Source organism: Pseudomonas batumici (genome assembly GCF_000820515.1).
Lineage (GTDB): Bacteria > Pseudomonadota > Gammaproteobacteria > Pseudomonadales > Pseudomonadaceae > Aquipseudomonas > Aquipseudomonas batumici.
The window spans coordinates 76,185-94,209 of record NZ_JXDG01000037.1; the positions used below are offsets into that span (position 1 = coordinate 76,185).

12 protein-coding genes and 1 pseudogene are annotated in these 18,025 nt (G+C 61.2%); 8 read left to right on the forward strand and 5 right to left on the reverse strand.

What is annotated here, in order from left to right; translation table 11 throughout:
* Positions 1-8: 8 nt before the first annotated feature.
* A pseudogene (gene mexE / locus UCMB321_RS14290) lies at positions 9-1,266 on the reverse strand (multidrug efflux RND transporter periplasmic adaptor subunit MexE).
* Positions 1,267-1,471: 205 nt separating this feature from the next.
* Positions 1,472-2,602, reverse strand: a complete 1,131-nt coding sequence (locus tag UCMB321_RS14295; protein ID WP_040067819.1) for a succinylglutamate desuccinylase/aspartoacylase family protein — start codon at positions 2,600-2,602, stop codon at positions 1,472-1,474.
* 121 nt (positions 2,603-2,723) lie between these two features.
* On the opposite strand from UCMB321_RS14295, the gene UCMB321_RS29505 reads away from it, so the two are divergent.
* Positions 2,724-3,110, forward strand: a complete 387-nt coding sequence (locus tag UCMB321_RS29505) for a hypothetical protein (RefSeq protein ID WP_052451206.1) — start codon at positions 2,724-2,726, stop codon at positions 3,108-3,110.
* A 94-nt stretch (positions 3,111-3,204) separates the two neighbouring features.
* Here UCMB321_RS29505 and UCMB321_RS14305 read toward each other — a convergent pair whose 3' ends face one another.
* Positions 3,205-4,119, reverse strand: coding sequence for a LysR family transcriptional regulator (locus UCMB321_RS14305; RefSeq protein WP_040067820.1), 915 nt, complete (start codon positions 4,117-4,119; stop codon positions 3,205-3,207).
* Between the two features lie 201 nt (positions 4,120-4,320).
* On the opposite strand from UCMB321_RS14305, the gene UCMB321_RS14310 reads away from it, so the two are divergent.
* From UCMB321_RS14310 to UCMB321_RS14335, 6 genes are all read left to right on the forward strand, one after another.
* On the forward strand, positions 4,321-5,343 hold the full coding sequence (locus tag UCMB321_RS14310) for a zinc-dependent alcohol dehydrogenase family protein (RefSeq protein WP_040067822.1): 1,023 nt from the start codon (positions 4,321-4,323) through the stop codon (positions 5,341-5,343).
* A gap of 626 nt (positions 5,344-5,969) precedes the next feature.
* Positions 5,970-7,460 (forward strand): hypothetical protein, encoded by a 1,491-nt coding sequence (locus UCMB321_RS14315; RefSeq protein ID WP_040067825.1) that lies wholly within the window; start codon positions 5,970-5,972, stop codon positions 7,458-7,460.
* A 12-nt stretch (positions 7,461-7,472) separates the two neighbouring features.
* Positions 7,473-8,939 (forward strand): aminotransferase-like domain-containing protein, encoded by a 1,467-nt coding sequence (locus UCMB321_RS14320; RefSeq protein ID WP_040067828.1) that lies wholly within the window; start codon positions 7,473-7,475, stop codon positions 8,937-8,939.
* 92 nt (positions 8,940-9,031) lie between these two features.
* A complete protein-coding gene (locus tag UCMB321_RS14325; RefSeq protein WP_040067831.1) occupies positions 9,032-10,681 on the forward strand; it encodes a VRR-NUC domain-containing protein in 1,650 nt (549 codons plus the stop codon).
* Positions 10,678-12,927 carry an ATP-dependent DNA helicase gene (locus UCMB321_RS14330; protein ID WP_040067833.1) on the forward strand — a complete coding sequence of 750 codons (2,250 nt, stop codon included), beginning with the start codon at positions 10,678-10,680 and terminating at the stop codon, positions 12,925-12,927. The genes UCMB321_RS14325 and UCMB321_RS14330 overlap by 4 nt, the downstream gene beginning before the upstream one ends.
* A gap of 54 nt (positions 12,928-12,981) precedes the next feature.
* Positions 12,982-13,260, forward strand: a complete 279-nt coding sequence (locus UCMB321_RS14335) for a ribbon-helix-helix domain-containing protein (protein WP_040067836.1) — start codon at positions 12,982-12,984, stop codon at positions 13,258-13,260.
* A gap of 152 nt (positions 13,261-13,412) precedes the next feature.
* Here the strand turns inward: UCMB321_RS14335 and idi are convergent, their stop codons facing one another.
* Positions 13,413-14,006, reverse strand: a complete 594-nt coding sequence (idi, locus tag UCMB321_RS14340; RefSeq protein WP_052451209.1) for an isopentenyl-diphosphate Delta-isomerase — start codon at positions 14,004-14,006, stop codon at positions 13,413-13,415.
* Positions 14,007-14,571: 565 nt separating this feature from the next.
* Here idi and UCMB321_RS30090 point away from each other — a divergent pair.
* Positions 14,572-14,859 (forward strand): hypothetical protein, encoded by a 288-nt coding sequence (locus UCMB321_RS30090; protein WP_084615027.1) that lies wholly within the window; start codon positions 14,572-14,574, stop codon positions 14,857-14,859.
* Between the two features lie 16 nt (positions 14,860-14,875).
* Here the strand turns inward: UCMB321_RS30090 and UCMB321_RS14345 are convergent, their stop codons facing one another.
* Complete coding sequence (locus tag UCMB321_RS14345) at positions 14,876-18,016, reverse strand: efflux RND transporter permease subunit (protein WP_040067838.1); 3,141 nt, start codon at positions 18,014-18,016, stop codon at positions 14,876-14,878.
* Positions 18,017-18,025 lie beyond the last annotated feature (9 nt).

Here is an 18,025-nt window from a genome sequence, read left to right on the forward strand (position 1 = left end):
TGTATCCCTTAATCGCGTGGAGTCGCCGCGGCCAGCTTGTTAGCCTGGACCGTTGCACTCTTGGCGGGCGTGACTGGGGGCAGGTTGCTGGCTTCCAGGGCTTGGCGTTGTTGCGCCAGGGCCGCGAGGGTTTCCTTGGAAGCCATCGGGATCACTTCCGGATCCACCGGTGAGCCGGGGCGAACGCGTTGCAGGCCCTTGACAATGATCGTGTCATCCTTGTTCAGGGCCAGTGCGCACGATCCGCAACCCTTCGATTTTCGGACCCAGTTCGACCGCGCGATAGGCGGTCTTCTTGTCGGCGTCCATCACCAGCACGAACTTCTTGCCGAGGTCGGTGCCCACCGCTTCGTCGTTGATCAGCACGGCGGCGTAGGTGCCGCTGCCGACCAGCTTCAGGCGCGCATACAGGCCTGGGGTGAAGCTGCCGTCGTTGTTGTCGAACACCGCGCGACCGCGAATGGTGCCGGTCTTGGGGTTGACCTGGTTGTCGACGAAGTTCATCTGGCCCAGGTGCGGGTTGCCGGTTTCGTTGGACAGGCCGAGGTAGACCGGGGTGGTCTGGCCACGTTTGCCCTGGCGCGCCAGTTGGGTGTACTTGAGGTAGACCCGCTCGTCGGCGTCGAAGTAGGCGTAGACCTTGTCGGTGGAGACCACGCTGGTCAGCGGCGTGACATCGGCGGTGACGATGTTGCCGGCGGTGATTTCGGCACGGCTGACGCGGCCGCTGATCGGTGCGGTGACGCGGGTGAAGCTCAGGTTCAACCGGGCCAGGTCCAACTGCGCCTGGGTGGCGTCGACCGCGGCCTTGGCTTCCTGGGCGGAGCTGCTGCGGGTGTCGGCCAGTTCGGCGGAAATCGCGTTGCTGCTCAGCAGGCGCTTGCCGCGTTCGGCTTCGTTGGCGCTGCGGTTGGCGGTGGCGCGGGCTTGTTGCAGTTGGGCTTCGAGGCGATGGACTTCAGCCTGGTAAGGGCGCGGGTCGATCTGGAACAGCAGGTCGCCTTTCTTGACCAGTGCGCCTTCGGTGAAGGCCACCTGGTCGATCTGGCCGGAGACACGCGGACGGATTTCGACGGTTTCCGGGGCCTCAAGGCGGCCGGTGAACTCGTCCCATTCATTGACCGGTTGCTCGATGACCTTGGCCACGCTGACCTTGGCGGCCGGCATCGCACCGGCTGCCGCCCCCGGCGCTTTACCACAGGCGCTCATCACCACGACTGCCAGGGCAGCCAAAGGAAAGCGCAAAAGTTTAAGTGACTGTTCCATGGGGGCACTCCGCCAATCTATTGAGATGGGCGGATCATGCTGCGGGGGGCGGTTTCAAACGAATCGAATGAAGCGAAGGTAACTATCATTCGGAATGATATCAATCCGACCCCAGCCCTCTAGCATGCACCTTTTATTAGGAGGCTATCTATTCGCGAAATGGCAAATGACTGTTGCCTGGAATGCAAAGGACCGCGCAAAAGGCTCAGGCGCTGAGCAGGGAGCCTGAACGCAGTGGTGCGTGCCCGGCGACAAACGTCAGCTCGGTATCGGTTTGGCTGAAACGCTCGATCACCCGCGCATAGAAAACCCCGCTGATGCGGCTGCAAAGCGTGCTGACCTGGCCGCTGAGGGGGTCGATCACATCGGCCAGCGCGGTGCCTGGCGCGACCCGGCTGCCAAGGGGCGCGCGGTAGGCGACGACCCCCGGGTGTGGCGCATGGAGTATCTCCACCCCGGCCAAAGGCGTCGGTTCACACAAAGGCGACGGCACCTGGACCTCTGCATCGGCGATCACCCCCAGATGCCCGAGGTAGGCCAACAGGGCATCCGCATCGTGCGTCGCCAACTCATGGCTGACATCGTACAGGCCACGCAACTCCAAAGTGGCGGAGAAGGTCGCCAGCGGAATCGGCAGATTGGGGAAACGCTGTTGCAGCTTGTACCAGATGGCCGTGAAGCACTCGTCGAAACTGTGGGTCCTGGCGTCGGGGCCACCCTGCTCGAGGGCATGCAGAACGGCATGGGCACCGGTAAAACCGGCCAGTACTCGCGCCTGCTCCAGCTGTTCGCTGTGTACATAGAGATGCACCATGGCCTCACTGTCGCAGTGCACATCGAGCACGTAGTCGGCAGCACTGGCCAGGCGCATCAGTGTCAGTCGCAAGGCGTCCAGCTCGGTGCGCGGGTGCTGGGCTTCGAGGCGCTCCTGAAGGCAGCGCCGGATCAGCGCGACGTTGGCCGCCGGATCGTTGCCCAGGGCAGGGGCCACCTGTTCGCAGACGAGTTCGGCAAGGTCCAGGTAGTTTCGGTTGAAGTTCTCACGGCTGGACAGATCGAAGCGCCCCAGCTGGCGCCCGAATACATAATTGCCCAGACCGATGGGGTTGGCGATCGGCACCAGTACCACCTCGCCCGTCAGGCGGCCAGCGGCTTCCAGCGCCAGCAGGGCGTTTTTCAGATGATGCAGGACCAGCATGCCGGGATGCTCATCAGCATGCAGACCCGCCTGCAGGTAGACCTTTTTACCTTGTCCCGGGCGCCCGAAATGCAGGCTGATGACTTCACGCTGCGCGCCAAGGGTTTGCGTTAGTAGCGCATGTCGATGTTCTTGCATGGGAATCTCCAAAGCAGATATGTCAGCTAATCTTTACTTAAGATTACAGCGCCTTGACCGCCGTGAGTCCGACGCCCGGTTAAGCTAGTCTCGACAGCGCCGAGTGCGCATCGAGGTGATCATGAAAAACAAAATACGAGCCGTCGATCCTCTATTTCCCTTTTTTACTGCTGAGCGCTGGGCCGAAGAAACGCCCATCGACATCCAGGACGCCTTGCAGGACCAGTTACGCAGCTACCTGGGACGCGGGTTTACCACGGTATTGCTGGGCAGCGGCGGGCAGTCGGGTTCGCTTCGCTACTCCTTGCAGATCTATCACGACAAGAGCGGCCAACACCTTGAACTTCACGGTGCCTTCGATCGGCAGTGCGTGCAGGACATCTTCAAGGTTGCGCAGTTGATGAAGACGCGGTTTCAGTCTCCTGCCCAGGGAGACACCAAGGTGCGGCTGCTCGAAGTGCCCAGGACCGAGGCGCCGGATCCTTTGCGCTATCCGCGGCAAGCGTGACCTTGCGTCTTCTCCGAGCTCCATGGCCCCATCTGGCGCAAGGTGGGGCCTGACGCTGTGAGCGTGTGTCGTCCGGGAATGACGGCGATTGATTTCAGAGGCTGTCCGGATCGCCACAGAACATCTGGATCCGCGAACGCAGCCAGCGCTCGCCCGGGTCGTTGTCCTGGGAGCCGCGCCAGGCCATGTGCAGTTCGAAGGTCTGGGTCTCCAGTGGCGGATCCTCGGCCCGTACCCCACCGGCCGCCGTCAACGCATCGGCGGTGTAGTCCGGCACGGTGGCAATGATATCGGTGCCGGCGATCAGGGTGCTCAGGCCGTTGAACTGCGGCACCGCGAGCACGACATGGCGCTTGCGTCCCAGCTTCTCCAGTTCGGTATCGATAAAACCACTCAGGTCGCCGGCGAAGGACACCAGCGCATGGGGGCGCGCGCAGAAATCATCCAGCGACATCGGGCCGGGCATGCTGTCGGCCCGCAGCAATTTGGGTGAACTGCGCCGCAGGACCTTGCGCTTGGCGTTGGCGGGCAGGTCGCTGGTGTAGCACACGCCAATGGAAATCTCGCCGGAGCTCAGCTTGGCCGGGATCAGCAGATAGTTGACGCGGCGGACCACCAGCACAATGCCGGGCGCCTCGGCCCGCAGGCGCTTGAGCAACTGCGGCAGCAAGGCGAACTCGACGTCATCGGACAGGCCGATGCGGAACACCGAGGTACTGGTCGCCGGGTCGAACTCCGAGGCGCGGCTGACCGCGGTGGAAATCGAGTCCAGGGCCGGGGAGAGCAGGGCGAAGATTTCCACGGCCCGGGCCGAAGGCTCCATGCTGCGGCCGGTACGCACGAACAACGGGTCATCGAACAGGCTGCGCAGGCGCGACAACGCCGCGCTGATCGCCGGCTGGCCGAGGAACAGCTTCTCCGCGGCCCGGGTGACGCTTCGTTCATGCATCAGGGTTTCGAACACGATCAGCAGGTTCAGATCGACGCGACGCAAGTCGTTACGGTTCATCGGGTTCGCTTCACAAGACGTTCACTGACGAGGAAGGTGAATCTTACGGGCAAAGGTGGTTGATTCGCACGGAAAATTGAACTGTGTACAATGGCCGCCAATCAATGACAGGCATGTCGACTATTAATAGCCACTGATGGTCTTGCGAGAAGAGCCCGGCTAGAGTTCGAGGCATTAGAGGTTCATTTGACGAGGTTTGCGATGTCGCGCACGATCCGTTTTCACAAGTTTGGTCCGGCCGAGGTGCTCAAGTGCGAAGAGCATACGGCCTCGCTGCCCGCGCCGGGCGAAGTGCAGGTGCGCGTCGAGGCCATTGGCATCAGTTGGCACGACGTGCTCTGGCGTCAGAACCTGGCTTCGTCCCAGGCCCGTCTGCCGGCCGGCATCGGCCATGAAATGGCCGGTGTGGTCACCGTGGTGGGCGAGGGTGTCGAGGACCTGGCCGTCGGCGACAAGGTCGCCAGCTTCCCAGCCCAGAGCGCCAACGATTATCCGGTCTATGGCGAACTGATCGTCCTGCCACGTTCGGCCCTGACCCGTTATCCGGATGTATTGACGCCGGTCCAGGCCAGCGTGCACTACACGCCGCTGTTGGTGGCCTATTTCGCCTATGTGGACCTGGCACGGCTCAAGCCGGGGCAGTTCGCCCTGGTCACCGATGCCAGCCACTGTGCCGGGCCGTCCTTCGTGCAACTGGGCAAGGCCCTGGGTGCCAGGGTCATTGCCGCCACCAAGATTCCGGAAGAGCGCGAGTACCTGTTGGGCCTGGGCGCCGAGAAAGTGATTGTCACCGAGGAGCAGGACCTGCTGATGCAGGTCAACAAGTACACCGACGGGCGCGGCGTCGACATGGTCTTCGACGGCCTCGGCGGTCCGCAGATGTCGATGCTCGGCGACGTCCTGGCGCCGCGCGGCAGCCTGGTGCTCTACGGCCTGCAGGGCGGCAACCAGACACCGTTCCCGGCGTGCGCGGCGTTCCAGAAGAACATCCAGTTCTTCGTGCACTGTATCGGCAACTTCACCGGCAAGCCGGAACTGGGCATCCTCCAGGACCAGGCGGCGCTGCAAAGGGCCTTGCGCGACATCAACCAGTTGACGGCCGATCGCGTGTTGCCGCCGCTGGAAATTCGCACCTTTGCCTTCGACGACTTTGTCGAGGCCCATCGATACATGGACGGCTGCCCTTGTCGCGGGCGGGTGGCGCTGCAAGTCGAGCCCAGCTGAACCGACTCCGTTGGTCTGAGTCCACACAACCCCGTATCGTCCCGCGATACGGGGTTTTTTATTGGTCCCCAGAAACATGGTTTAACAACTTTTCCGGATTTTTCCGTACGCCGGAACATGTCATCAACTGAACCGGTTTTTCGCCGGATTCTGTATCTGTTAATCGCCGGGCAAGTGCTGATAATTGAACGGTCACTTACCGCTCAAGGAATGAGTTATGGTTCAGTATCATCCGCTTTATCGGAGTCCTGCTGTTCTTCGAAGTTTCAGCTTGGGCCCGCCTGGAGCCACTGCGTGGAATATCTTGTTTTCAGGGAAACGGGTGAAGACAGGTTTTTTATGTCGTTAATCGCTTGCGGGTAGTTATTAGTTGTAGGTCGCCGTAAGAATATTCCTAGGATGTTTTTATTGGCACGCAGACTCCCAACGCTAACTGGCAATCAGTGACGTCGGTCATGCTCGAAAGCTCTTGCCGTGGGTGTTTCAGACCTGTGCAATACTTCGGGTGTTGCCTGTCCGCATTCAGGGTTATATCGGGTAGGTGATCTTCCGCCTGACCCGGCAACTGCCGGTAATGACGAGCGCTGTTTGCCCGACACTGAACTCAATCCAGGTGTATAAAGGCTATGAGCTCCATTCATGAGCAGGCAATGAATTATGTTTACCAGCAGGTGTTGCAGCGTCTGATGAGTTACTTCACGCGCGCTGAACGTATTGCCCTGCAGTTGTTGATTCAACGCCTGATCGTAGCGGCGGGCGGTATCGAGCGTATTGGTGAATTCAAAGTCATGGTGGCCCACGGTGGCGGCAAGGACAGCAGTTATACACTGGCGTTCCTGCGGGCGGCGCAACTCAGTATTGCCGGACGTTCACCGGCCACGTTCAGCCTGCGCGTCGCCACCTTGCGTCATCCCGGGGTGACCGCCAGGGTCATGCACAATATCCATCGCAGCTACAGTGCCCTGTTCGTCTACGACGATCCCCGGGTCGAGCTGTTGATGGTGGACAACAAGCATGTCCGTCCCTTCAATCATCGCCTGCCGATGTCCGAACTCAATCGTGATCTCAACCGCCGCAACCTGCTCATGAGCGGCCACCTGACGGCGGGCGACGGGCGAGCGACATTCTGCAACGGTTGCTATCTGTCCATGGCCGACTTCTACGAACGCTCCAGTGCCTGGGACAAAGGCGTCGATGCCCTGGTCAGCGGCGATTCGCCCCGGGAGCAGAAGCAGTACATGACCTGGCTGTTGCGGGCGACCGAGAAGCCGGAGCGGGCAGGGCGGGCGCTGGAGTTCGACGAGGCGGTGAAAGCCTGCCACGACCTGAGCCAGGATTACTCCCGCGAGTTGTATGGCGAGGCCCTGGTGGAGCCCGAGGGCCCGGCCATCAGTCGCTCCAGCCGGACCTCGGCGCCCATGTTGGTGAGTGTCTACGACCTGGTCGGCCGTGATCTGGAGGAGCGCTGGCCGCTGTTGACGGAGTTTCTTGGCTTCCAGTTCGATGACCTGGCCTTTCACTTCAGCGAGTCCGATTGTGCCAATCCCTTGCTGATGGCGCATATGCGCGGTTTGCAGGCGCAGTACGTCAGGGGCTTGAGCTACGAGGCCGGTATTGGCGAGTACCTGCAATTGGCCGAAACCCTGATGCGTCGCAAGCGTATGCCGGCACGGCTGGTGGAGCACGCCATGGCCGCCTATGACAGCAGCGAGAAGGTGCTGGATCGACGAGCACTGGCCAGTGCCTACGCGCAAGAGGCCTTTGGCCTGAGCGAAGCCCAGCTGACCTGTTTGTTGTTCGCCCCCTTTGTCAACCGCGGCAACGGGCTCGAGCCATTCCTGCGCAGTTGCCATCCCGGCATGCTCGTGGCCCTGCCGGATCTGCACAAGGCACTGGCGGGGCAAGTCGTGCCCGAGCAGATCTGGCAATGGCTGAACGAAGTCAGCGGCCTGACACCGGCGTTGCTGGGCGATCTCTACACCAAGGCCCAGGTGGATTTCTCCGGCGTCAATTCGCTGATTGCCCGGGTCCGCGCCAGCGATCCGGACAAGCACCGCATCGACATCGTCAATCCCGACAACGGTGAGGTGTTCAAAGAAGTCTTGTCGGGACGTTAAAAAGGATTGGTATTGATAGTTTCAGACACTCCCAAACCCGGCGCGGATTCGTCCGCGCCCCAGGACGCGCCTCAACCGTCACCCGACAAGGGACGCAAACACTCGGACTTTGCCTACCAGGCGGTCTATCGTTATCTGGTCAGCCTGATCAGCGAGATCGAGACCGATGCCCGGGTCAAGCTGCCGTCCTTGCGCCAGCTGGCCGAACGCCTGGATGTGTCGATCTCGACCATCCAGTACGCCTATTCCCTGCTGGAAAAGGAGGGGCGGGTGTACTCGCTCGCCAAGTCGGGCTATTACGCGCTGCCGGTCTCCGGCGTTTCGTTCGTCAGTGGCAGCGCCGATGTGCTGGAGCGCCTGTATGTGCATTCGCGGCGCCCCGGTACATTGGTGCTGAGCAGTGATGAACCGGCGCTGCTGCTGTCGCTGGACAATCCGCTGCTGTTGCTCGAACGCGAACTGGTGCGCCAATACCCGCGCCAGCAGGCCCCGCAGTTCCAACCCTTCGGCGAACTGGAGTTGCGTACCGCCCTGGCGGTGCGCTACACCACCTCGGCCCAGCGCTATTGGCATGCCGACGATGTCTACATCGGTGCGGACCTGCGCAGCGTGCTGGAAACCCTGATGGCCGCGCTGAGCCTCAAGCATGCCACGGTGCTGGTGGAGTCACCCTGCGACTGGGTGATCCTGCGCCTGCTGCAGGCCGGCGGCGTCAACATCGTCGAACTGCCGCTGCTGGACGACGGTGGCTTTGACCTGGTGGCACTGGAGCACTTGCTGCAGACCCAGCCGGTCAAGCTGCTGCTGATGTCTTCGGGGCTCAGCGTGCCCCGTGGCAGCCTGATGCCCCTCGCGCAGCGCCAGCACCTGGCCCGGTTGCTGGAGCGTTTCGGCATCTGGCTGCTGGAAAACGACAGCCATGGCGAGTGCGCCTTCGAGCCTGGCGGCCCGCGCATGCGGGATCTGGTGGACCCGGATCGCCTGGTGGTGTTCGCCAGCTTCGAGCGGATCATGGGGGCCGAGGCGCCTTTCGGCTACCTGCTGTCCCGGCACCTGGGGGCGGAGTTGCAGCGGCATTTCCTGCTGCGTTCATTCCGCATGTCGCCGACCCGCCAGAAGGCCATCGCCCGGCTCTACAGCAGCGGCCGGATCGATCAGCACCTGGCGACCTTGCGCCGTTTGTTGCAGGAGCGCATGACGCACATGATCGGGCTGCTGGGCGAGCGTCTTTGCGACAGCCTGGCCTTCGTACCGCCCCAGGGCGGGGCGACGGTATGGGCACAGGCGAGCCGGCCGGTGGACATGCGCAAGGTGTTCGAGCGATTGCTGGAGCGCAAGATCGTCGTCGCCCCCGGCGAGTTGTTCAGCCTGCATGGCCTGCATCAACAGCACCTGCGGCTATGCAGCACCTCCCATCGTCACCTGGACCAGGCCCTGGGCGTCCTGGCCGATGCCCTGCGCCTGGAACAGCTCGACTGAGCCGCCCTTGGTCCGTTTGTATTTGCCAGCGGCGGGATGGCCTGTTATCTGTATGCATAACCAGCATTGGATAACCGTGGTCCTTCCCGCCCGTGACAACCCAGCCCCTCGACGATCCGTTCTACTACCTGAACAACTTCCAGCAAGTGCTCGACTGGCTGGCCCAGCGTTATGCCGACCTGCTGGACGAGCAGGAGCACGCCTTCATCCGCGATTTTGCCGGTTTGCCCAAGGCCTCCCGGGCCTTGCTGGTGAGGATGGTGATGCGCAAGGGCGAGCACTTTCGGGCCGGCAAGCTGAGCTATGACGAAATCGGCGAGCCCGGGCAGGCGGTGCAGCCGTTGCTGGCGCTGGGCTGGGTGCGCGATGACGCGCCGCTGAACCTGGCGCAGCTTTTTGCGCTCCTGCAAAAGGCCGAGCTGGTGCAGGCCTTCAAGGCGGACCTCGTTCAACCCAGGGCCAACAAACCCGAACTCTATGCGCAACTGGCCGCGCGCTTCGACGAGACCCGCTCGTTTGCCCAGTGGTGCCCGGCCATTCCCGATCAGCTCTACAGCCTGCAGGTGATGCCCTTGTGCGACCGTCTGCGGCTGATGTTCTTCGGCAACCTGTATCAGGACTGGTCTGAATTCGTGCTGGCTGACCTGGGTATCTTTACCTATGAAAAGGTCGAGTTCTGCGCGTCGTCCCGCGGTCTGCGCAACCGCGCCGACCTGGACGGCTACCTGCATCTGCACAGGGCTCGCGAAGCCCTCGATGCCGGAGACGATCCGGGCCTGATACGCGAACACGTCAACCAGCTGGACACCGACAACCCCTGGCTGGAACGGCGCAGAGACAAACTGCTGTTCCAGCTCGGGCAACAGAGCGAGCGCCTGCAGGACTGGCCCGGTGCGCTGGCGATCTATAGCGGTTGCGCCTACCCGGCCGCGCGCCTGCGTCAGATCCGCGTGCTTGAACGCCTGGGCGAGTTCCAGCAGGCCATGGACCTGGCGTTGCAGGCTCAGGACGCACCGCGCAGCGCCGAAGAACAGCAACATCTGTTGCGCATCCTGCCCCGATTGCGGCGTAGGCTCGGACTGCCGGCCATCGCGCCGACGGCAGCGCTGGAGGTGCCCCGGCTGGACCTGGTGCTGGTCAATGACCCGGCCCTGTCCGTCGAGGAAGGGGTCGCCCGGCACCTGCACGAGCCGCAGGCCCCGGTGCACTACGTGGAAAACACCCTGGTCAACTCGCTGTTCGGCCTGCTGTGCTGGCCGGCGATCTTCGCGCCGCTGCCGGGGGCGTTTTTCCACCCATTCCAGAGCGGCCCGGCGGACCTGCACGACGAAGACTTCCACGCCCGGCGCGCGGCACTGTTCGCCGAGTGCCTGGGACAACTGGAGGACGGCCGTTACCAGGACAGTATTCGCGCCACCTTTGCCGCCAAATGGGGGCTGCAATCGCCCTTTGTGTTCTGGAATATCCTGACCCCGGAGTTGCTGGAGCAGGCCCTCGACTGCCTGCCCGCCGAGCATCTGAAGCACTGGTTCGAACGCCTGCTGCTGGACATCCGCGCCAACCGCGCCGGCATGCCCGACCTGATCCAGTTCCGGCCGGCCGACAAGAGCTACCGGATGATCGAAGTCAAAGGCCCCGGTGACCGCTTGCAGGACAACCAGTTGCGCTGGCTGGAGTTCTGCCGCCAGCACCAGATGCCGATTGCCGTCTGTTACGTGCAGTGGGTAGCGGAGGACCTTTGACTTACCGCGTCGCCGTGCGCGCCCTGTGTGAATTCACCGCCAAGGTCGGCGACCTGGACCTGCGCTTCACGCCATCGCCCAGCGCCCAGGAGGGCATGCTCGGCCATCGCACCGTGGCCTCGCGTCGCGGTGCGGGTTATCAAGCGGAACTGCCGGTGGAGGGGCATTACCGCCAGCTCAAGGTCCAGGGCAGGGCGGATGGCTATGACCCGGGGCAGAACCTGCTCGAAGAGATCAAGACCTACCGTGGCGACCTCGCCACGCAGCCGGCCAATCACCGCCAACTGCACTGGGCCCAGGCGAGGATCTACGCCTGGCTGGTCTGCCAGCAGTTGCAACTGGGGCAAATGAACCTGGCCCTGGTGTACTTCGATATTGTCAGCGAACAGGAAACCGTGCTCCGGGAAACCTGGAGCGCCACGGATCTCGAGGCGTTCTTTGCGCAGCAGTGCGAACGTTTCCTGCATTGGGCCGAGCAGGAGGCCGACCATCGCCAGGCCCGCGACCAGGCGGCCCGGGGCCTGGCCTTTCCCCATGAAGCCTTTCGCCCGGGGCAACGGGTGCTGGCCGAGACGGTGTACAAGGCCGTGAGCACCGGGCGTTGCCTGATGGCCCAGGCGCCGACCGGGATTGGCAAGACCCTCGGCACGCTGTTCCCGATGCTCAAGGCCCTGGCCCCGCAGCAACTGGACAAGGTGTTCTTCCTCACCGCCAAGACCCCGGGCCGGCAGTTGGCGCTGGATGCGGCGCAAGTCCTCTACCAGCGCTCCCCGGAGCTGCCGCTGCGGGTGCTGGAACTGGTCGCCCGGGACAAGGCCTGCGAGCACCCGGACAAGGCCTGTCACGGCGAATCTTGCCCCTTGGCCCGGGGGTTTTATGATCGATTGCCCGCTGCGAGGCAGGCCGCGGTCGGCGTGCCGTTGCTCAACCAGCAGGCACTGCGGGCCATCGCCCTGGACCATGGCATCTGCCCCTATTACCTGAGCCAGGAAATGGCCCGTTGGAGCGATTGCGTGGTGGCCGACTACAACTATTACTTCGACTTCAGCGCACTGTTGTTCGGGCTGGCCCAGGCCAACCAGTGGCGGGTGGCGACGCTGGTGGACGAAGCCCACAACCTGGTGGAGCGCGGGCGCCAGATGTATAGCGCCAGCCTGGACCAGCAGGTCATGAACAGTGTCCGGCGCAGCATCCCCGAGGCCTTGAAAAAGTCGTTCCAGCGCCTGAACCGTGAGTGGAATGCCCTGCACAAGGAGCAGGTCAGCCCTTACCAGGCCTATGCTCAGGTTCCCACCAAGCTGCTGAACGCCATCGGCTTGTGCGTATCGTCGATCGGCGACTACCTCAATGAGCAGACGCAAGGCGTCGATGGCGAGCTCCAGGGGTTCTACTTCGAGCTTCTGCAGTTTTCCCGGGTGGGGGAATTGTTCGACGAGCATTATCTGTTCGACATCAGCTTGCGTGAGACCGGCCGGCGCCGCAGTTCGCAGTTGTGCCTGCGCAATGTGGTGCCGGCCGGCTTCCTGCGTCCGCGGCTGACGGCGGCCCGCAGTAGCGTGCTGTTTTCCGCGACCCTGAGTCCCCGACACTACTACGCCGACCTGCTGGGTCTGCCGGCGGACACCGCGTGGATCGATGTCGAGTCGCCGTTCAAGCGCGAGCAACTGGACCTGCGAATTATCAGCCGGATTTCCACCCGTTACGTGCACCGCCAGGCCTCGTTGGCGCCCATCGTCGCGTTGATGGCCGAACAGTTCGCAGCGCGCCCCGGTAACTACCTGGCGTTCTTCAGCAGCTTCGACTATTTGCAGCAGGTGGCGCAGTTGCTGGCCGACACTCACCCGCACATCCCGCTCTGGCAGCAGTCGCGGCGCATGGAAGAAAGCCAGCGCCAGGCCTTTCTCGAACAGTTCACCGAGCACAGCCAGTGCATTGGCTTCGCGGTCCTGGGCGGGGCCTTTGGCGAGGGCATCGATTTGCCCGGCCAGCGGCTGATCGGTGCGTTCATTGCGACCCTGGGGTTGCCGCAACTGAACCCGGTCAATGAGCAGATCAAGCAACGCATGGCGGCACTGTTCGGCGCGGGGTACGACTACACCTACCTGTATCCGGGGGTGCAGAAAGTCGTGCAGGCGGCGGGAAGGGTGATCCGTAGCCAGCAGGATCACGGCGTGGTGCTGTTGATCGATGATCGCTTCGCCGAGGCCAGGGTGCGGCAGTTATTGCCGCGTTGGTGGCAGGCCTGATATCTAAGTAATGACTTAATAGGATTAAGTCCTATGTTATCCGGGAGAATCGTCATGCGTAGCACTCAACAGTTCAGCATCACTCTGCCTAACCAGATGGCCGACGTGGTGAAAGCCAAGGTGGCTGCCGGTGAATATGCCACTGAAAGCGAAGTGATTCGTGATGGCCTGCGGGCACTGCTGGCCCGTGATCGTGCCTTGGAAAGCTGGCTCGTTGGCCAAGTAGCCCCGGCTTACGATGCCTTGAAAGCTGACCCCTCGCGAGCACTGAGCATCGATCAGGTGCGTGCCCGGCTGTCGGCAGAGCACCAGGATGCCACTGTAAAATCGTAATGGCGTACACCGTCGGGTTTGCACCGGAAGCCTTGGAACAGCTGGCTGCGCTCTATCGCTACATCTAAAACAATAACCTACAGCGAAAATATCCTAAATTTCCTTCATCTCGGCGTAATCGCAAGAGAGCCCGCTGCTAGCCTAAGAAAGTCTTAGCCCCCGATTTTTTTGAATTCTGTGGGCTCCCCCAAATGGCTGGTCGAGGGGGCCGCGAGCGCGATTTTTTGCCAGGCGCGTAAACCCGTGAGGGTGTAGGTGTCGAAGATCTTGCGGAACCAGATCGTGTACTTGTCCGGTTCGGCGGCAATGCGCCCCGGGATGTCGGACAGCGGCAACCAGGCCCAGGCCAGGGCTTCCTCGGGGTTGGCAACGGGCTGGGTGTCGCTCGTACCGACGAACAGATGATCGAACTCGTGCTCGATCAGATCGTTCGAGACCTGTTCTCGATAGAGCAGGGACGCCACCTTCGTCAGTGGGCAAGTCAGTCCCATTTCTTCGAACAGGCGCCGTTGGGCGGCGGTATGGATCTGTTCGCCCAGGCGCGGATGGCCACAACAGGTGTTGGTCCATAGGCCTTGCGAATGGTATTTGCCGAGGGCACGTTGTTGCAGCAGCAAACGACCTTGCCCGTCGAAGATGAAGATCGAAAACGCCCGATGTCGCAGGCCTTGTTGATGAATGAGCAGCTTTTGCGCACTGCCGGTTTCGTTATCGTTCTCATCCACCAGAATAAGGGTTTCCTCCATGACTCGGACTCCTGGATGTCTTTGTCACTGCAGGACTGCAGACCAGAATACGTGGGGCGAACTCAGGTTTTCTTGAGTGCTATCAATAGACACTAGATTGTGTTTGGCCAACCGCAAGGAGGGGCGAATATCTGCTCTGGTCGCTCGTCGACTGATAGGTTCCGGGCAGGCCGTTCGGTGGCGCCTGGGCTTGGTACGCTGGCCCCCCGGAGTCAATCGCTCACGCTCAGGAGTAAGGTCTGACGAAAGGGATTTTGTAAGACATTGAATCGTTGCCTTTCCTACAGAGCCTGTCGGTTGTATCTTCCCGCAAATAGCCCCTAAAGTTGCCCTTCGCGAACAACATCTTCGCGAACGACCTTGGCCGGTCGAATATGGGGCGTAAGCGCGTCCAAACACGTTGCAGAGGTTTCTTGGTCTGTGACTCAGTGTTATGGCAGCTGTACGTGGGACACCTTCGGGTGTGCCGGTTATCCCATGTCCGGTCGGCCAACCCGCGTGCAGTTGCCACCCTTTTCGCTTGGCCGCGAGCGGAGGTAACTTCAAACTTATGGGAGTTACAAGGATGCCTACTCAAATTCCACCTCGTTTTACCCCGCTTGATACCCACGATGCCGTCAATCCGGTGCTGTATATCCGACACGATGCCCCCCTCGAAGACCTGGCGATTTGCGCGGCTCATCGTTTTACGGTGGTTCGCGACTTGATGGACACGTTGTCCACGCTTGGACTCAAAAACATTGATGATTGCGATTTGTTGCGAGTGAGCCGCGGTAGTCATCTATTGATGCGTGAGGGCTGTGCGCTATTGGAGATTATTCAAGTGCAGGCAGCACGGATGAGAAGTCAATAGGCAGCGTTTTTCATTGTTACACGGCGTTTGGGGCTGCTCCCTCACTTGGGATGTCCGGGTGAGGGAACTCCTCTACACGCTTTTCAAAACGTCCAAAATGCAACGCCAAGGTCGGTAACACCAGTAGATTGAGTGCGGTTGAGGTCACTAACCCGCCCAGGATAACAATAGCCATAGGCCCTTCGATTTCATTGCCGGCAGCACCACTGGCAAGCGCCAAAGGTAGCAGCCCGAGCGCGGTCACCACGGCAGTCATCAGGATCGGTACCAGTCGCTCGGCGGCGCCCCGTCGGGCCGCTTCCGGCCCCCATGTCATGCCTTCTTCATTCACCAGGTTCGAGTAATGTGAGATGAGCATGATGGAGTTGCGCAGTGTTATACCAAACAGGGTGACAAACCCGACAAGCGAACCCAATGACAAGTTTCCACCGCACACCAACACGGTCAATACGCCACCTACCAGGGCAAAGGGTAGGTTCACCAAGACCAGAACCAACGCGCGCATGCTTTTGAGGGCGAGGAACAACAGCAGCATGATCCCAATGATGGCAGCCGCTGTGTAAACCAGTAAGTCCTGTTGCGATTGCGCACGAGCTTGTTCCTCTCCCGCAAACAAGACGTAGGTTCCCTTGGGTAGCGTGACCTCCTGGTTAATCAGCCTTTGAGCCTCCTGAACGTAGTCACTCACCGCCCGGCCATGTACAGCGGTCGAGACGGTTTGCAGGCGTTGGCCACCGCTGTGCATGATTTGGTAGCGGCTGGTGGTTTGGGTGATCAGAGCCAGCTGATCAAGAGGCACCGTTGTTCCGGTTCTATTACGCAGCAGCAGTGAACCGACCGTCGCGATGCCGTGGTGGGCCGTGGGCGTCAATGAGACGGTGACGTCATAAGTCTGGTTCCCCTGATAGATCTGGCTGGCGGTCACTCCGTCATAAGCCACTTGAAGCGCCTCCATCACATCAACCGGCTCGAACCCCCAATGGGTCAATTGCTCAGGCCGCAGCCTGATGGTCAATTGCGGCACATGCTGGGCGGACTCGACTCTCAGGCCGATGGTGCCCGGAATTCGACCGATCACCTGGGCGATTTCCTGGGCTTTGCTGTCCAACACATCCAGGTCAGGGCCAAAGACATTGATAACGACCGGAGCGGTGATGCCGGAGATGCTTTCGTCCACCCGTTCAGTCAGGAATGTGTTCACCGACGTCGTCAGCCCCGGGAAGCTGGCCAGTACTTGCTGAATACGCGCCACAGCCTGGGTTTCCTCAGCGGCGGACACGCTATTCAAATCCACTTCGAACTCACTGACGTGCACACCGGTCGGGTCGACCACTTCACTGGCTCGCCCTGCGCGTTGCGCTACCAGCCGCACGCCGGGGACTGTGCTCAGCTCTTGCGCCACACGGTTACCCACACGCATGGACTCGCTCAAAGAGGCGCCGGGGGCTAAAGCCATATGGATGAGGTAATGTCCCTCCTTCAACTCGGGTATGAAGTTGCCGCCAAAAAACGGCAGCGCACTGGCTGCCACGGTGCAGAGAATGACGATCATCCAGATGAGCGGGCGAGAGTGCGACTCGATGTTGGCGAGTAATTTCAGGTAGCCAGCCTTCAGTCGCCGGACCCATTTTGGCTCGTCCGATTGAAGCGGCTTGGTGGTCAACAACATGAACGCCAGCGCCGGCGTGACCGTCAGGGCCACCACCAGGGAGGCCAAAATTGCCAGGATGTAGGCGAGCCCCAAGGGCGCGAACAGTTTCCCGGCGATCCCTGACAGTGCCAGTACGGGCAGGAAAATCAGCGCAACAACCAGGGTGGCATACACCACTGCACTGCGGACTTCGAATGAGGCGCGCAATACCACCAAGGCCGGTGATACGGGATGTTCCAGCATTTGATTCTGGCGCAGCCGACGGAAGATGTTCTCCACGTCGACCACGGCATCGTCCACAACTTCTCCCAAGGCAATGGCCAGGCCGCCCAAGGTCATGGTGTTGAGACTCACACCGAAGTGATGGAGCACGATCACCGCCGTCAACAAGGACAGCGGAATGGCTGTAGCCGAGATGATTGCAGTGCGGATATTGAGCAAGAACAGAAACAGCACCAGGACAACCAACACACCGCCCAATAGCAGTGCCGTCTGCAAGTGACTCATCGCGGTTTCAATAAATTTGGCGGGTCGGAAGAGGTCTGGATGCAGACGCACCTGTTCCGCGTCGAGCGCAGGTTTCAAACTGTCCAGGGCGCTTTCCACATGACTGGAGACGCTCATCATATCGGCGCCGTATTGGCTTTCCACCATCAGCGACACCGCAGGCTTACCCTCGATGGCTGCCGCGCCCACTGCGGGAGCGGGCCCGTAGGTCACCATGGCGACATCCCCCAGGCGTACGGCGGTTCCATTCTGATAGTTGAGCACCGTTTGCGCCAACTGCGCGGGTGTAACGGTTTGGCCCTCGGTATTCAAGACGATGCGCTGGTTGGCGGTTTCCAGAAAGCCCGCGCCTCTAACGCCCGTTGCGCGCTGGGCAGCGCTCAACACGTCTTGAAGAGAGAAACCGTATTGCACCAGTTTTTTGGGGTCCGCCTGAATCTGAAACTGTTTCAGATCACCGCCGAATACGATGACGTCCGCCACACCGGGCACGCGTAACAATTGCGGTTTGATCGTCCACTCCGCCAGTGTGCGCATCTCCATCAGCGAGCGGGTGTCAGAGGTGATACCTGCGACCAAGGCGACGCTGGTAGATGACGTTAATGGCAAGAGCGCTGGCGTTTTGATCCCGTGCGGGAGAATACCGGTGAGCGTACTGAGTCGCTCCGCAGCCAGTTGTCTGGCTCGGTAAATATCGGCCCCATCCTTGAAGGTCAGCGTCACCATGGACAGTCCTGGTAACGATTTGGATCGCATGCTCGCCAGTCCCAGGGTGCCACCCATGGCATTTTCGACCGGCTGGGTGATCAGCATTTCAACCTGTTCGGACGATAACCCAGGGGCTTCGGTTTGAATCACCGCCAGCGGTGGCGCGAACTCGGGGAAAACATCTTGCCGGGCCTGAGTCAGGGTGTAGATGCCATAACCTGCCAGCAGACAAGCGAGGGCGATAACGACCCCTCGGAAGCGTACAGCGAAGCGGATAATTGAATTCAACATGGTGTATTC

Coding starts and splice junctions, on each gene's coding strand:
- UCMB321_RS30090 (WP_084615027.1), top strand. CDS start 14,572: ATGCCTACTCAAATTCCACCTCGTTTTACCCCGCTTGATACCCACGAT.
- UCMB321_RS14315 (WP_040067825.1), top strand. CDS start 5,970: ATGAGCTCCATTCATGAGCAGGCAATGAATTATGTTTACCAGCAGGTG.
- UCMB321_RS14310 (WP_040067822.1), top strand. CDS start 4,321: ATGTCGCGCACGATCCGTTTTCACAAGTTTGGTCCGGCCGAGGTGCTC.
- UCMB321_RS29505 (WP_052451206.1), top strand. CDS start 2,724: ATGAAAAACAAAATACGAGCCGTCGATCCTCTATTTCCCTTTTTTACT.
- UCMB321_RS14305 (WP_040067820.1), bottom strand. CDS start 4,119: ATGAACCGTAACGACTTGCGTCGCGTCGATCTGAACCTGCTGATCGTG.
- idi (WP_052451209.1), bottom strand. CDS start 14,006: ATGGAGGAAACCCTTATTCTGGTGGATGAGAACGATAACGAAACCGGC.
- UCMB321_RS14295 (WP_040067819.1), bottom strand. CDS start 2,602: ATGCAAGAACATCGACATGCGCTACTAACGCAAACCCTTGGCGCGCAG.
- UCMB321_RS14335 (WP_040067836.1), top strand. CDS start 12,982: ATGCGTAGCACTCAACAGTTCAGCATCACTCTGCCTAACCAGATGGCC.
- UCMB321_RS14345 (WP_040067838.1), bottom strand. CDS start 18,016: ATGTTGAATTCAATTATCCGCTTCGCTGTACGCTTCCGAGGGGTCGTT.